The 14,184-nt window shown below is 57.8% G+C and carries 13 protein-coding genes and 1 riboswitch; all 13 genes read left to right on the forward strand.

Annotation, left to right across the window (positions count from 1 at the left end; translation table 11 throughout):
- Nucleotides 1-177: 177 nt before the first annotated feature.
- On the forward strand, nt 178-1,461 hold the full coding sequence (locus AC0CW1_RS03240) for a competence/damage-inducible protein A (RefSeq protein WP_488181645.1): 1,284 nt from the start codon (nt 178-180) through the stop codon (nt 1,459-1,461).
- A 101-nt stretch (nt 1,462-1,562) separates the two neighbouring features.
- Nucleotides 1,563-3,185 carry a DEAD/DEAH box helicase gene (locus AC0CW1_RS03245; RefSeq protein ID WP_488181646.1) on the forward strand — a complete coding sequence of 541 codons (1,623 nt, stop codon included), beginning with the start codon at nt 1,563-1,565 and terminating at the stop codon, nt 3,183-3,185.
- Between the two features lie 59 nt (nt 3,186-3,244).
- Nucleotides 3,245-4,003, forward strand: a complete 759-nt coding sequence (locus AC0CW1_RS03250; RefSeq protein WP_488181647.1) for a DUF881 domain-containing protein — start codon at nt 3,245-3,247, stop codon at nt 4,001-4,003.
- Nucleotides 4,000-4,998, forward strand: a complete 999-nt coding sequence (locus tag AC0CW1_RS03255) for a DUF881 domain-containing protein (protein WP_488181648.1) — start codon at nt 4,000-4,002, stop codon at nt 4,996-4,998. Before AC0CW1_RS03250 ends, AC0CW1_RS03255 begins: the two co-directional genes overlap by 4 nt.
- A 298-nt stretch (nt 4,999-5,296) precedes the next feature.
- Nucleotides 5,297-6,334 (forward strand): recombinase RecA, encoded by a 1,038-nt coding sequence (gene recA / locus AC0CW1_RS03260; protein WP_488181649.1) that lies wholly within the window; start codon nt 5,297-5,299, stop codon nt 6,332-6,334.
- Complete coding sequence (locus AC0CW1_RS03265) at nt 6,331-6,921, forward strand: regulatory protein RecX (protein WP_488181650.1); 591 nt, start codon at nt 6,331-6,333, stop codon at nt 6,919-6,921. Before recA ends, AC0CW1_RS03265 begins: the two co-directional genes overlap by 4 nt.
- A 360-nt stretch (nt 6,922-7,281) precedes the next feature.
- The gene (gene rny / locus AC0CW1_RS03270; protein ID WP_488181651.1) at nt 7,282-8,811 is read left to right on the forward strand and encodes a ribonuclease Y; all 1,530 of its coding nucleotides are present in this window, start codon (nt 7,282-7,284) and stop codon (nt 8,809-8,811) included.
- 147 nt (nt 8,812-8,958) lie between these two features.
- Nucleotides 8,959-9,480 (forward strand): hypothetical protein, encoded by a 522-nt coding sequence (locus tag AC0CW1_RS03275; protein ID WP_488181652.1) that lies wholly within the window; start codon nt 8,959-8,961, stop codon nt 9,478-9,480.
- Nucleotides 9,481-9,608: 128 nt separating this feature from the next.
- Nucleotides 9,609-10,391: a TIGR00282 family metallophosphoesterase gene (locus tag AC0CW1_RS03280; protein ID WP_488181653.1), complete on the forward strand. Its 783-nt coding sequence runs from the start codon at nt 9,609-9,611 to the stop codon at nt 10,389-10,391.
- A gap of 215 nt (nt 10,392-10,606) precedes the next feature.
- Entirely contained in the window at nt 10,607-10,876 is a 270-nt protein-coding gene (locus tag AC0CW1_RS03285; RefSeq protein ID WP_488181654.1) for a stage V sporulation protein S, read from the forward strand.
- A 174-nt stretch (nt 10,877-11,050) separates the two neighbouring features.
- Nucleotides 11,051-12,010 (forward strand): dipeptidase, encoded by a 960-nt coding sequence (locus tag AC0CW1_RS03290; protein WP_488181655.1) that lies wholly within the window; start codon nt 11,051-11,053, stop codon nt 12,008-12,010.
- Between the two features lie 411 nt (nt 12,011-12,421).
- Complete coding sequence (locus AC0CW1_RS03295; protein WP_488181656.1) at nt 12,422-13,603, forward strand: LL-diaminopimelate aminotransferase; 1,182 nt, start codon at nt 12,422-12,424, stop codon at nt 13,601-13,603.
- 101 nt (nt 13,604-13,704) lie between these two features.
- Entirely contained in the window at nt 13,705-13,980 is a 276-nt protein-coding gene (locus AC0CW1_RS03300) for a hypothetical protein (protein WP_488181657.1), read from the forward strand.
- Between the two features lie 13 nt (nt 13,981-13,993).
- Nucleotides 13,994-14,165: riboswitch (cobalamin riboswitch) on the forward strand.
- Nucleotides 14,166-14,184 lie beyond the last annotated feature (19 nt).

The following is a 14,184-nucleotide window of genomic DNA, read 5'->3' on the forward strand; positions in this document are numbered from 1 at the left end:
GCATTTCTGCTGCTCTTCCCCAGAGCGCTCGAAAAAGATATAATTGGAAAAGGAACGGGTAAATAATAAGAGGAAGCGTGCAGGATCACCCGTCGTTGCCAGAAAATAGTAGGAACGTCTCCTTAAACGTTCCTTTTTCACGCCCCTCCGTTGAAAAAGCTGCATGGGGGTGTTATCATGATAAGCGCCGAAATCGTGTCCACTGGAACGGAACTGCTGCTGGGTCAATCATTGAACACCAATGCCCAGTACTTGGCCGAGCGTCTGGCCGGGCTGGGCGTTTATTGCTTTTACCAGACGACGGTGGGAGATAACCCCGGGCGGATCCGGAGTGTCATCGAAAAGGCCCTCGAACGGGCCGATCTGGTCATCACCACGGGGGGACTCGGCCCGACCATGGATGACCTGACCAAGGAAGTGGTCGCCGAGATTTTCGGCTTGCCTATGGAGCGGGACTGGGAGGTGCTGGCCCGCATCGAGTCCTTTTTTCAGCGCCGGGGACGGCCGATGCCGGAGAACAACGTCAAGCAGGCGATGATCCCGGCGGGCGCCCGGATCATCCCGAACCACTTGGGCACAGCGCCAGGGATCCTCCTTGAAGGGGAGGGCAAGACGGTTATCCTGTTGCCGGGACCGCCCTTTGAGATGAAGCCCATGTTCGAGGAGACGGTGGCGCCCTATCTAGCGGAGCGGACGAAGGTGAGCCCCGGCGTCCTGCACTCGAAGACGCTGAAGGTGATCGGCCCCGGCGAATCGCTGGTGGAGGACCGCCTGCGCGACCTCTTGCAGGCGTCGAACCCAACGATAGCGCTGCTGGCCAAAACGGCGGAGGTCCATGTGCGGTTGACGGCGCGGGCGACGTCGGTGAGGGAAGCGGAGGCGATGATCGCCTGTGAGGAGGCTGAAATCCGCCGACGCCTTCATCCCTTCGTTTATGGGGCTGATGAGGAAAGCCTCGCCGCTGTGGTGGGGCGGTTGTTGACCGAGCAAAAACGGACCCTGGCTACGGCTGAATCATGCACCGGCGGCTACATCAGCCACCTGCTGACCAATGTGGCGGGATCGTCGGCCTATTTCCTCCTCGGTGTGACCTCATACTCGAACGAGGCGAAAGCAGGGGTCCTTGGTGTCGATGAGGCCATCCTTCGCAACCACGGCGCCGTCAGTCCGGAGACGGCCCTGGCGATGGCGCGCGGGGCGCGTCGCCTCTCTGGCGCCGATGTGGCCCTGTCTGTTACCGGTATCGCCGGACCGGGCGGGGGTAGCGAGGAAAAGCCAGTTGGCCTCGTCTATATGGCACTGTCCGCTCCTGAAAAGGAAGAGACGGAGAAGCTGCAGTTCTTCGGCGATCGGGTGACGATCAAGGAAAAAACAGCCTTCACCGTCCTCAACCGGTTGCGGCTCTACCTGCTGGGGGACGAAGGGAACGCCGACCGTCCCAGGGAACAGCGGAAGGGTTGAGCAAAAGCAGAGGGGCTTGAGAAGGCAAAGGGGTTCCTTATTAAAAGTCAGACAACAACCCTTAAGATAACTGTTGTAAGAAAAAATGAAGGAGAGCAAAAATGTCAGAAAACAAGAACATAGCAAACGATCAGGACAAGTCAAAAGATAAGGTGAGATTCGGTGAGATCGAGCTGAGCCCGAAGGTGGGCAAGGCCATTTTCGACATGGGCTTTGAAGAGCCCTCTCCCATCCAGGCCAAGGCAATCCCCGTCATCATGCAGGGCAAGGATCTGATCGGCCAAGCGCAAACTGGCACCGGCAAGACAGCCACTTTCGGCATCCCCATGGCGGAAACGCTGAACCCCCGCGACGGGCGCGTGCAGGCTCTCGTCCTTTGCCCCACCCGTGAGTTGGCCATCCAGGTCGCCCAAGAGATCAGCAAGATCGGCCGCCACAGCGATCTGAAGTCCCTCCCCGTCTACGGCGGCCAGTCCATCGACCGCCAGATCCGGGCGCTCCGCTACGGTGTTCAGGTCGTCATCGGCACACCGGGCCGGATCCTCGACCACCTGAGCCGCAAGACACTGCGCTTGAACAACGTGCGCATGGTCGTCCTCGACGAGGCCGACGAGATGCTGGACATGGGCTTTATCGAAGACATTGAAGCCATCCTCAAGGAAACGCCTGAGGAACGGCAGACGTTGCTCTTCTCGGCCACCATGCCGGGGCCGATCCAGCAACTGGCCCGCCAGTACATGAAAGAGCCTGAGTTTGTCACCATCTCCCGGGACAAACTGACGGTTCCCCTCATCGAACAGGTCTACTACGAGTGCAAGGAGTCCCAGAAGGTGGACGCCCTCTGCCGCATCCTTGATATGGAGGAAATCGGCTCGTCGATCATCTTCTGCCGGACCAAACGGGGCGTCGACGAACTGGTGGCCGCCTTGGAAACGCGCGGCTATTTCGCCGAAGGCCTTCACGGTGACCTGACCCAAGCCCAGCGAGATCGGGTGATGAAGAAGTTCCGCGACGGCAAGGCCGAACTGCTCATCGCCACTGATGTGGCTGCCCGCGGCCTTGACGTGGAGAACGTGACCCACGTCATCAACTACGACATACCACAGGACCCTGAATCCTATGTCCACCGCATTGGACGGACTGGCCGGGCTGGCCGCAAAGGGATCGCCATCACCTTGATCAACTACCGCGAATACCGCCAGTTAAAGCTGATCGAGCGGATCACCAAAGCTCGCATCCAGCGGCGCGATCTGCCTTCCATGGCTGATATCGTTGAGCGGCAGAAAGAAGCCCACAAGATGAAGATTGTCAAACTCCTCGACGCCGGCCATTTTGGCGAGTACAAGAGCATCATCAGCGAACTGGCCGAGGACTACGATCCCATGGAGATCGCAGCGGCCACCCTCAAGCTGCTCGTCGAAGGCCCCGAGGCGGAAACGGAGAAGGATGAAGCTCCTGACTTCGGCAACACCGGCGCCGAACCGGGGATGGTGCGCCTGTTCATGAACATCGGTCGCGCCCAGGGCATCCGTCCTCAGGACATCGTTCGTGCTATCGCTGAGGAGGCCGGCATTCCCGGCAATGTGATCGGCGTTATCAACATTTATGATAAGTTCACCTTTGTTGAGGTGCCCGAGGATGTGGCTGGCCGCGTCATGGGCGTCATGCACCAGAATATGATCAAAGGCCGTAAGATCAGCGTCGAACCGGCCAAAGCCCGCTAGAACCAGACAGAGGCCGGAACGCCCGGCCTTTCCTGGCAAGGGGAGAGGGGGAGCGAAGCATGCAATGGAATCGGCGCAACCAGGCCATCGCCGTGGTGACCCTTGTTTGCTTTTTCATCGGCCTCTCCACGACGGTCCAGTGGCGGACCCAGACAGAGATCGTCCGCCAGTCCTCCGCCGCTTCGGTCGACGAACTGACATCGACGCTGATCCAGACGGAGCGCTCCAAGGAGGCGCTGACGGCCCAACTGATGGAACTGAAAGGCCAGTTGGAAAAATACCGCGAAGGGGAGAACTCTAAGCAGGCCCTCCAGCAGTCCCTGGAAAAGACGCGCGTCACCGCAGGACTGACGCGCGTCGAGGGGCCGGGGGTGCTCATCACCCTCAACGACAGCCCCAAGGCGCAGCAACTGGAGACGATCCGAAAGGATGACCCCAACAACTACTACATCCACGACGCCTACCTGCGCGAACTGGTCAACACCCTCTGGACCGGCGGCGCCGAGGCGATCAGCATCAATGATCAGCGGCTGATCAGCACCTCGGAGATCTTCTGCGGAGGGACGACCATCTTCGTCAACGGCGAGTACATCACACCGCCCTTTGTCATCAGCGCCGTGGGCGATCCGAAGACGCTGACGGCCTCCGTCAATATGGCGATGACGACGCTCTTTTTGAAAAACCTGCGCCAGCAGTACGGCATCGTCTTTGATGTCGTCCCCAGCGACAGCATCGAAATCCCGGCGTACCGGGGAGAGGTCAAGTTTCAATACGCGAAAGCGGTGCAGGACAACCATGCGGCGGGGATACAGCCATGAATGTGATCAATGTTAAGATGCGATGGAAAAAATGGCAGGTGGCCGCCACCATCGTGGCCCTGGCTCTCGGCATCCTGCTGGTCACCCAGTTTAACACGGCTACCCTGATCGCTAAGGGGCGTTCCGAGATTCAGGAACGGCGCAACTCGCTCATGGCCATCATGGAAAAGATGGAGAACGACAACGAAAGTTTGGAAAAAGAGGTAGCTCGCACAAAGGCAGAGATCGCCAAGTATGAGCAGGTTGCCAAGGGCGTCGTCGGCGCTGGCCTGTCTGACGAGATCGACCAGTTGCGCATCCTCACCGGCTACTACCCGGTCAAAGGCCCTGGCATCCGTCTGACCTTGGACGATCACCTCGTTCCCAACCTTTCACTGGACATCTTCGACTTGATGGACATCGTCAACATCCTCCGCTACGGCGGTGCGGAAGCGATCGCCATCAACGGACAGCGCATCGTGGCCAACACGGAGATCTATGTCTCTGGAAACAACATCCTGATCAATAAGACACCGATCAGCAGCGGCCGCAATCATGTCTTTGTCATCGATGCCATCGGCAATGCCGATGAGTTGTCCCGCTACCTCCAGGTCACGGATGGTAAACTCGCCAGTCTGAAAGAAAACAAGATCGATGTGAAGATCCTCAAGCAGTCTGAGGTGGAGATCCCGGCATACTCGGATACGCTTAAGTTCCGCTACGCCAAACCAGTCATCAATAAAGCGGAGCCGGCTGTTGTCGGCGCGGGGAGAAACGTCGGCGGTGATCAATCGCCAGCGAGAGAACCGGCTCAACCGGCAACCCAAACGGGAACCGGCCGGACAGGGGGGACGGCAGGCGGCGGTAAAACCTCAGGGACAAAGGGCGACGCCGGAACCGCTGGAGCCGGCGGCAGCGCGGGAATCACCGGCGGGAACGGAACGTCTGGCGGAGCAGCAGGCCCGTTGAGAACGACCACCGGCGGCGGGACGAACAGCGCCGGCGGACAACAGTGACCTGTCCTGTCGGGCGGCGCCAACCCCTTGTAGAACCGTGGGTCTCGTTTAAGGAGGAGAAGCTGTGCGCGCTTTTTTCGCCACCTGTTGGTGCCGCGATTGCCGCTTCACCTCGTCCAGTCTCTCCGACTCGTAGAAAGCCGATTGACGCCTCAAGGGCCGCAGTACCGCACCTATCGCGACATCCTTTTCGGTTGAAAAAAATGTTTTAGTTGACATTCCGTGGGAAATAACGGTATATTCAAATCGAATCGACAGAGTTGGACAGGCTCCTAATCGAAAAAGGAGGACACGGCAGATGGCTGGCGATAACAAACTGCAAGCGCTCCAACAAGCCTTGAACCAGATCGAAAAGGCTTTCGGCAAAGGCTCGATCATGCGGCTCGGCGAAGCGACGGCAAAACTCTCGGTGGAGGTCATCCCTACCGGTTCCATCGCCCTGGACATGGCGCTGGGCATCGGCGGTGTCCCACGGGGACGGATCGTCGAGGTCTATGGCCCTGAATCTTCCGGTAAGACGACGGTGGCCCTACATATCATCGCCGAGGCCCAGAAGATGGGCGGCATGGCGGCCTTTATCGACGCCGAACATGCTCTCGATCCGGCTTATGCTCGCAATCTCGGCGTCGATATCGATAACCTGCTCGTCTCCCAGCCTGATACAGGCGAACAAGCTTTGGAGATCTGCGAGGCCTTGGTCCGCTCCGGCGCCATCGACGTGGTCGTCATCGACTCTGTTGCCGCCCTCGTTCCCAAGGCGGAGATCGACGGCGAGATGGGTGACGCCCATGTGGGCTTGCAGGCGCGCCTCATGTCCCAGGCGCTGCGCAAACTGACGGGCGTCGTCTCCAAATCGAAAACCTGCTGCCTCTTCATCAACCAGATCCGCGAAAAGGTCGGCGTCATGTTCGGCAACCCCGAAACGACGCCGGGTGGACGGGCGCTCAAGTTTTACAGTTCCGTCCGGTTGGAGGTCCGCAAGGTCGACACGCTCAAGCAGGGCTCTGATATGATCGGTTCCCGCACGCGGGTGAAGGTCGTCAAGAACAAGGTGGCCCCGCCCTTCAAAGTAGCTGATTTCGACATCATGTATGGCGAAGGCATCTCCCGCGAAGGCAGCCTCGTCGACCTGTCCGTCGATATGGGCATCGTCGAGAAGAGCGGCGCCTGGTACTCCTACAAGGGTGACCGCCTCGGCCAGGGCCGCGAGAACGTTAAGGAATTTCTGCGCAATCACCCTGATTTGGCGTCAGAGATCGAAAGCATCATCCGAGGACGCACCGAAAGCGCTCGTCTGGCTGCTGCCGCCGCGCCTGCCGCAGGAGACAACGAGTGAGCGTAGCCATAGGTTCTACGGGATTCAACGGCAGGCGGGGAAAAGGAAACAAAGAAAAGCAAGCTGTGACGCCAGAGGAGGCCTGGACAAAGGCGCTCCTCTGGCTTTCTCGTCGTTCCCTGAGCCGTCGCGAAGTGGAGACGCGGTTGCGCCGTGCCGGTCTTGCCGAGGAGAGCGCCGAGGAAATCATCGAGGATATCGTCCGGCGACTGCAAGAGCTAGGCTATCTCGATGACAGCCGTTTTGCTCGTTCCTTCGCCCGCTACCGCGTGGAAACATCCTCCACGGGCTCCCAGCGCTTGTTCCGGGACCTGGCCGTCCGCGGCATCGAAGAGGAGGAAGCGAAAGCGGTCATCGATGAGTTCCTCCCGGAAGCAGAAGAAGAGGCGCGGGCGCGCCGGCTTGCAGAAAAAAAGTTGGCCGAGTGGGCCCGGTCGGGACGACTCGTCGGCGATGACGAGCCGGGGCGATGTGCTCTGGCCGCCCGCCTGGGACGGCATCTGCAGCAGAAGGGTTTTCCCCTGTCAGTGATCTACCGTCTTCTGGACAGTCTGGAGGCGGAAGGGCGATTCACTTTTGATGTTTAGGCCTGCCACCGGGGTTGGCATGGACAACTTGACACAATATCTGAAAAATATTAAAATAGTCAAAGGGATGAAACTATTTCGTGGAGATTTCACATCGCTTGTGACGGGCGTTTCTTATATATTACATTCAACAGCGTTCCCTACGTGTGAGGATATAGGAGCATCTCGACCCTCTCCGGGTGCTGTGATGGGCATATAAGAAAATAGGCGTCACAGCCTGTCATGTGTCAGGCTGTGAGTCATTCGTCATCAACGCAGGTGGAATGAACCCTCCCGAAACCGAGTTTCTTCTCGGTTTTTTCTATTTTGCCAACTACTTTATTTATCGTTAAGCGGAATAGCAAGGAGGTGAAATATAGAATGGAATGGATTATTGCTGGCCTATTGGCCGTCATCTCTTTTGTCGGCGGGATTTTTTACCGGAAGTCCATCGCGGAAGGAAAGATCGGCTCCGCTGAAGACCGGGCGCGCCAGATCGTGGACGACGCCGTGAAAGAGGCGGAAGCAAAACGCCGCGAAGCGGTCCTGGCGGCTAAGGACGAGGTTCACCAGATGCGCACCGAGGCGGAACGGGAAAACCGGGAACGCCGCAACGAGTTGCAGCGTCTGGAACGTCGCTTGCTTCAGAAGGAAGAGACCCTGGACCGGAAGATGGAATCGATGGAGCGCAAGGAAGACAACCTGCAGCGCCGTGAAGATGAAATCGAAAAGCTCCGGGCTGGTCTCGCGGATACGCTGCAAAAGCAGGTGGCGGAACTGGAACGGTTGTCCGGCTTGACCTCAGAAGAGGCGCGGACGCTGCTCCTGTCCAATATTGAAGATGAAGTCAAGCATGAAGCAGCCATGATGATCAAGTCGATCGAGAACCAGGCCAAGGAAGAGGCGGAAAAGCGCGCCCGCGAGATCATTTCGCTGGCGATTCAGCGTTGCGCCGCCGACCATGTGGCCGAATCGACAGTCTCTGTCGTGGCCTTGCCCAATGACGAGATGAAGGGCCGCATCATCGGTCGTGAAGGACGGAACATCCGGACCCTCGAGACACTGACGGGCATCGATCTGATCATCGATGATACGCCGGAAGCGGTCATTCTCTCCGGTTTCGATCCCATCCGCCGCGAGGTGGCGCGGATCGCCCTGGAGAAGCTGATCCTGGACGGGCGGATTCACCCGGCTCGGATCGAGGAAATGGTCGAGAAGGCTCAAAAAGAGGTGGAAACGCGCATCCGTGAGGAGGGCGAACAAGCCACCTTCGAGACAGGCATTCATGGTCTCCATCCCGAACTGATCAAGCTCCTAGGCAGGTTGCGCTGGCGCACCTCCTATGGGCAGAACGTGCTCAAACACTCCATCGAGGTGGCCCACCTGGCCGGCCTGATGGCCTCCGAGTTGGGCGTCGATCCCGTCCTGGCTCGCCGCGCCGGTCTGTTGCATGACATCGGAAAAGCGGTCGACCATGAGATGGAAGGCAATCACGTCAGCATCGGCATCGACCTGGCTAAGAAATACCGCGAATCGCGGGAGGTTATTCACTGCATCGCCGCACACCATGGCGATGAAGAGGCGCGCACCATCGAGGCCGTCCTTGTGGCGGCGGCGGATGCCGTATCGGCTGCCCGCCCGGGCGCTCGCAGGGAGACCCTCGAATCCTACATCAAGCGGTTGCAGAAGCTTGAGGAGATCGCCGACTCCTTTGAAGGCGTCGAAAAAGCCTTCGCCATCCAGGCCGGACGCGAAATCCGCATCATGGTCAAACCGGACAAGGTGGATGATGCCGAGTCGCTCCGTGTCGCCCGGGAAATTGTCAAACGGATAGAATCTGAACTGGAATATCCCGGTCAAATCAAAGTCGTCGTCATCCGCGAAACCAGAGCGGTTGACTACGCCAAGTAAACCGTTGTCGAGCGAAGGCCGATCCGCTGCGGGTCGGCCTTCCTGTTTTGCCAGCAGCTTTCCCCAGGTTCGCGGACGAATAGGGAAGGATTTTGCCATCCTATGTAGAAACTGTTCACATTCGAACGCCGCGAGGAGTGACCCATTTTGAGCTTGCGTTTTAAACAAGGACCGGAAGTGAACGGCAGCATGGGACTGCTTATCTCGATTCTGGTCCGCTATCCGGAAGTGGGTACTGTCAATTATGACCCGGCTCGCCGGGTTTTAAAGTTCACCTTCCTGCTGCAGCGCGAGAGCGCTAAGGACAAGCTGCCCACGATCGCCCAGGGCGTCAAGACGGCTCTGGAGGTCTTTCACGAACTGGAAGGACTCTCTCCATCAGTCACCTCGGTCGAACCGCGTCACGGCGACGGTCTGGCTAGCCTTGAGGTCTACCGCGATGTGGAGACCCTCTCGTTGAATGAGATCGCCCTCCTGATCGACCTACTGAACCAGCAGGCCGGCCAGGCCATCCTCTCGGAAGACGAGGGAGAAGCCTTGCATGAAGAAGAGCGCTTGTGGCAGGAAGAGCTCATCTCCCATATGCTCGACAGTTTGAAAAGCGGGGGTTATGACCAACAGGTCTACGCCTTCCGGGAAGAAGGCCGGGTCATGGTCTATAATAAGTAAGACTTCCAGACTTGGGACATAGCCGGATCGGTTCTATGGGAAACTGTGGTTGACAGCAGCCACAGTTTCCGCCATAGTGGGGGAGAAACTGTAAGAAGCAATAGACGAATGTTGGAGGCCGAAGGGATTTGCGCATTCTGTTTATCGGCGATATTGTTGGCAAGCCGGGGCGGCGGGCCGTGGAATTGATGGTGCCGAAGCTGGTTCGGGAACGGGCGATCGATTTCGTCATCGCCAATGGTGAGAACGCTGCCGGCGGCAACGGCATCACCCGGGAGATCACCCATGAGTTGCTCGACCGGGGGATCCATGTGCTGACGATGGGCAACCATGTTTGGGACAAACGGGAGATCATGGACTTCATCGACAGCGAGCCGCGCCTCATCCGCCCGGCCAACTACCCTATGGGCGCACCAGGGCGGGGATGGGGCGTTTTCACACTGCCTAACGGCAAACGGATCGCCGTGGGCAATTTTTGCGGTCGTGTCTTTCTCGATAACCTCGACTGTCCCTTTTACGGGGTGGGACGCATGCTCGAATCGCTGCATGGCCAGACCGATTATGTATTCATCGACTTTCACGCCGAGGCCACATCGGAGAAGGTGGCCTTTGGCTGGCACCTGGATGGCCGGGCGGCGGCGGTGGTGGGCACCCACACCCATGTGCAGACGGCTGACGAGCGTATCTTGCCTGGCGGGACTGCCTATATCAGCGATGCGGGTATGACGGGCCCTTACGACTCCGTGCTGGGAGTGAAAAAAGAGGCGATCCTGCGCAAGTTCATCACCGGCCTTCCCGTCCGCTTTGAGACAGCGACGGGACCGCTCCAGTTTTGCGGTGTCATCATCACCTTAGCCGATAAGGGCAAAGCGACGAAGATCGAACGGGTCTTTGAGAAACTCGACGGGTAAAAGAAAAGCGTCACCAAAAACCACTCCATTCCATAGGTTCGTATAGGAGACAGGCGTCCCACAGACAGAAACGTTTGTGGGCTTTTCTTGAACTTATTTGGACAAATTAACAGGATAAAAATGGAGAAAAAATAGATTGAAAAAAAACAATTTTCGTTGTAATCTAGAAACACACATTAGTGGAAATTACATGAAAAAAACAGGGAGGCCGTGACATGGAAGTGCTCAAAGTATCAGCCAAATCTAGCCCGAACCGAGTGGCAGGCGCCTTGGCCGGCGTATTGAGAGAGAGAGGCGGCGCCGAGATTCAGGCCATCGGGGCGGGCGCCCTGAACCAGGCAGTCAAGGCGGTGGCGATTGCACGCGGCTTTGAAGCTCCTCGGGGGGTTGACCTTATCTGCATCCCCGCCTTTACCGATATCCATATCGACGGCGAAGAGCGGACGGCGATCAAACTGATCGTGGAACCGCGTAATAGGGCATAAAAACTGCGTCAAAGGAATCAGGATAATGAAGGGTTACGTACATAAAGTCAAGGTCTACCTGCCTCACGTGGGCAGGTCTCTTGCTTTCTGGACTTTGTTTTCTATCGCTGGGGGGTGACCATTGTTTTTTCAAAGATGTGAGATGAGTTTTAGGTTGCGAGAGGGGGATGAGGCTTGTTTCCCGTTGTCGATGCCCATTGTGACACCCTGTTAAAGGTCCGCGACGACGGTTTTTCCTTTTCCAGCAATGACCTTGCTGCTATCTGCGCCAATTCACTGCAGGCGGGGGGCGTGGTTCTCCAATTTTTTGCCGCTTACATCGGTGAAGCTTACAAACCATCCGGCAGTCTCCGGCGTACATTGGAGTTGATCGAAGCCTATCACCGGATGGTGAAGGAGAATCGTCAATCTCTCTTTCCCTTGCTGTGGAAAGGGGAACTGGCCGATGCTGGTCCGCGCTGCGGCGCTTTGCTGGCGATTGAGGGAGGGGAAGCTCTCGCCGGGTCGCTGGCGCTGTTGGATGTGTTCTTTCGTCTCGGTGTCCGTTCCATCGGTTTAACCTGGAATCAGCGCAACCTTCTCGCTGACGGGAGTTGGGAGGAAGGGACCAAAGGGGGCTTGACCCGTTTTGGACGCCAGGTGGTTGAGCGGATGGAGAGCCTGGGCATGGTCATCGATGCAGCCCACATCGCGGCAGCCGGTTTTTGGGATCTCTGTGCCCTTTGTTCGAGGCCCTGGCTGGTCTCCCATACCTGTTGCCGCAGTTTATGCGATCACCCCCGCAACATCGACGACCGCCAGATCTATGCGCTGGCTGAGCAGGGTGGTGTCATGGCGATCACCTTCTACCCGGAGTTTCTTGGGGAGTCGAGGGCTGATGTGGAAGGCGTCGTCGATCATATCGAGCAGGCTTTTCAGGCTGGAGGAGGTTATGAACACGTCGGTATCGGCAGTGATTTTGATGGCGCTGACTGTTTCGCCCGCGGCTTGGAAAGGGCTGATTGTTTTCTCCGTTTGTGGGATGCTCTGGCTCGAAGGGGTTTTTCAGACAACCAGATCGGGGCTGTCGCCGCCGGCAACCTGATGCGCCTGTTGAACCAAACCCTTCCGGAGCGACCGGTTGATTCGCCCTGAATCCGCCAGTTAGGCAAAACGTCTAAAAGGGTAAATTCAAGTGTATGTGTTGCTGAACCGCAGGTAAAGAATAGAAACAAGCAACGGGACGAAAGGGGAGGCCACATGGAGCGTCGAGACCTCCATTGTGAAAATTGTCTGTACGCCGATCGTGTTGGTGATTGTCTGCCCTGTAATGAATGCATCGATGGCAGTGAATACGAGTCATCGATAGAAAAGGAAATGGACTGAAGAGGAAGCGCCGGGGAGCCGGCGCTTCGCTGTTTCAACGCTTGCGTTTCGTCATTTCTCGTTGACTATCGCCGTAGCTCTGGGAGACCTGGCAGCCTTTCCGACAGGGAAACCTTGAAACACCCCCGGGATGGGACTAGAATGAGAGATGAAGATTCTTTATCGGGGGAGATACATAGCATGTTTGAATGGAAACCGGCCCGCCGGATGGACAGCCTCTCGTCGGCCATGTTCTCGCGAATGGACGCGTTACGGCAAGAGGTGGAAGCTGGCGGCCTTGATGTGATCAACCTCAGCATCGGCAGCCCCGATCGCCCCCCAGCCCCCCATGTCCGGCAGGCGCTGATGGATGCGCTGGCGCGCGATGACGCCTACGGCTACGCTTTGACGGATGGATTGATCGAGTTCAAGCGTGCCGTCGCCGATTGGTACCAGGAACGGTTCGGCGTCACCTTAGACCCGAAGACAGAGGTCCTCTCGCTGATGGGTTCCCAGGATGGGCTCGGCCATCTCGGCTTGGCCTTGCTTGATCCCGGCGACATCGCTTTGGTCCCCGATCCGGGATACCCCATCTATACGGCGGGCGTCCTCCTCGCTGAAGGTGAGCCTTATCCGCTTCCACTGGAGCGGGAACAGAACTACCTGCCGGACCTGGATAGCATCCCGGAAGACATTCTTCGCCGGGCCAAGCTGATGATTCTGAATTACCCCAGCAACCCGGCGGCGGCCACGGCGGAGTTGGACTTTTTTACCCGCGTCGTCGAATTTGCCCGCCGCAACCGTATCATCGTCCTCCATGATATCGCCTATTCGGAACTGGCCTATGACGGCTACCGCCCGACAAGTTTCCTGCAAGCGCCAGGGGCGAAAGAGGTAGGCATCGAATTTCACTCTGTCTCTAAGTCCTACAACCTGGCCGGATGCCGCTTGGGCATGGCCGTCGGCAACGGCGAAGTCCTTGCTGTTCTGGCCAACCTGAAATCGAATATCGACTACGGCGTCTTCAAGGCGGTCCAATGGGCGGCTGTGGCGGCCTTGCGGGGGCCTCAGGAGATTGTCGAGGAAAATGCCAGGGCCTATCAGCGCCGACGTGATGTGCTCGTCGACGGCTTGGCCCGCATCGGCTGGCAGATGGATAAGCCGAAGGCCTCCATGTTTGTCTGGGCCCCGGTGCCTAAAAGGTTTGCCTCCTCCTACGCTTTCGCCGAGGAATTGCTGCGTGAAACGGGTGTCCTCGTCGTCCCGGGCAATGCTTTTGGCGAGCGGGGCGAAGGTTATGTGCGCATTGCCCTGGTTGTTTCTGAGGCGCGATTAGGTGAGGCCGTCGAAAGGATCGCCAGGCGGTATCGTTTCGAAGATTGATCGAAGTCTGTCTTGATGGTTGATCGAAGTCTCTCTTGTGGGATAGTTCGCCTGCCTTTGACATAAAATGGTGATAAGACACAGGCAGGAGGGCGGGACCCATGGGAGAAGGTATTCGCGAATCGCTGGAAGCGCTAAAGGATGAAGTGGACTACCTGCGCTCACGGCTGAATCAATTAAGACTCAGTCGCCGTGTGTTGATGGCCTTGTTGGAGACGGTGGACAGTGAACGGCGGGACGCCATCGCTCGCCTGGAGGCGGAAAATCGCCGCCTGCGCCGTTTGCGGCGAGGCGATGTCGAAAAAATCTCCCTGATCCGCAGTGACGACAGAAAAGTTCTTTGGATTTGCAGGAATGATTCAAAAGACGGCGAATAATTTTATGTATCACATTACGCATATTCGGGGCAGGCGTCACGTATGACGCAGGGAAGTCGGTGTGAATCCGACGCGGTGCCGCCACTGTGATGGGGAGGGCGCTTCTATAGCCACCGGGGAACCGGGAAGGCGAAGCGTGCCGATGAGCCTAAGCCAGGAGACCTGACTGCCCCCACCGCAAGAACCCGCGCGCTACGGGGGAGG

It is taken from the genome of Heliomicrobium sulfidophilum (genome assembly GCF_057715735.1).

Bases quoted from the DNA above. Each gene is read 5' to 3' on its own strand.
- AC0CW1_RS03240 (WP_488181645.1), top strand. From the start codon at position 178: ATGATAAGCGCCGAAATCGTGTCCACTGGAACGGAACTGCTGCTGGGT.
- AC0CW1_RS03245 (WP_488181646.1), top strand. From the start codon at position 1,563: ATGTCAGAAAACAAGAACATAGCAAACGATCAGGACAAGTCAAAAGAT.
- AC0CW1_RS03250 (WP_488181647.1), top strand. From the start codon at position 3,245: ATGCAATGGAATCGGCGCAACCAGGCCATCGCCGTGGTGACCCTTGTT.
- AC0CW1_RS03255 (WP_488181648.1), top strand. From the start codon at position 4,000: ATGAATGTGATCAATGTTAAGATGCGATGGAAAAAATGGCAGGTGGCC.
- recA (WP_488181649.1), top strand. From the start codon at position 5,297: ATGGCTGGCGATAACAAACTGCAAGCGCTCCAACAAGCCTTGAACCAG.
- rny (WP_488181651.1), top strand. From the start codon at position 7,282: ATGGAATGGATTATTGCTGGCCTATTGGCCGTCATCTCTTTTGTCGGC.
- AC0CW1_RS03285 (WP_488181654.1), top strand. From the start codon at position 10,607: ATGGAAGTGCTCAAAGTATCAGCCAAATCTAGCCCGAACCGAGTGGCA.
- AC0CW1_RS03295 (WP_488181656.1), top strand. From the start codon at position 12,422: ATGTTTGAATGGAAACCGGCCCGCCGGATGGACAGCCTCTCGTCGGCC.
- AC0CW1_RS03300 (WP_488181657.1), top strand. From the start codon at position 13,705: ATGGGAGAAGGTATTCGCGAATCGCTGGAAGCGCTAAAGGATGAAGTG.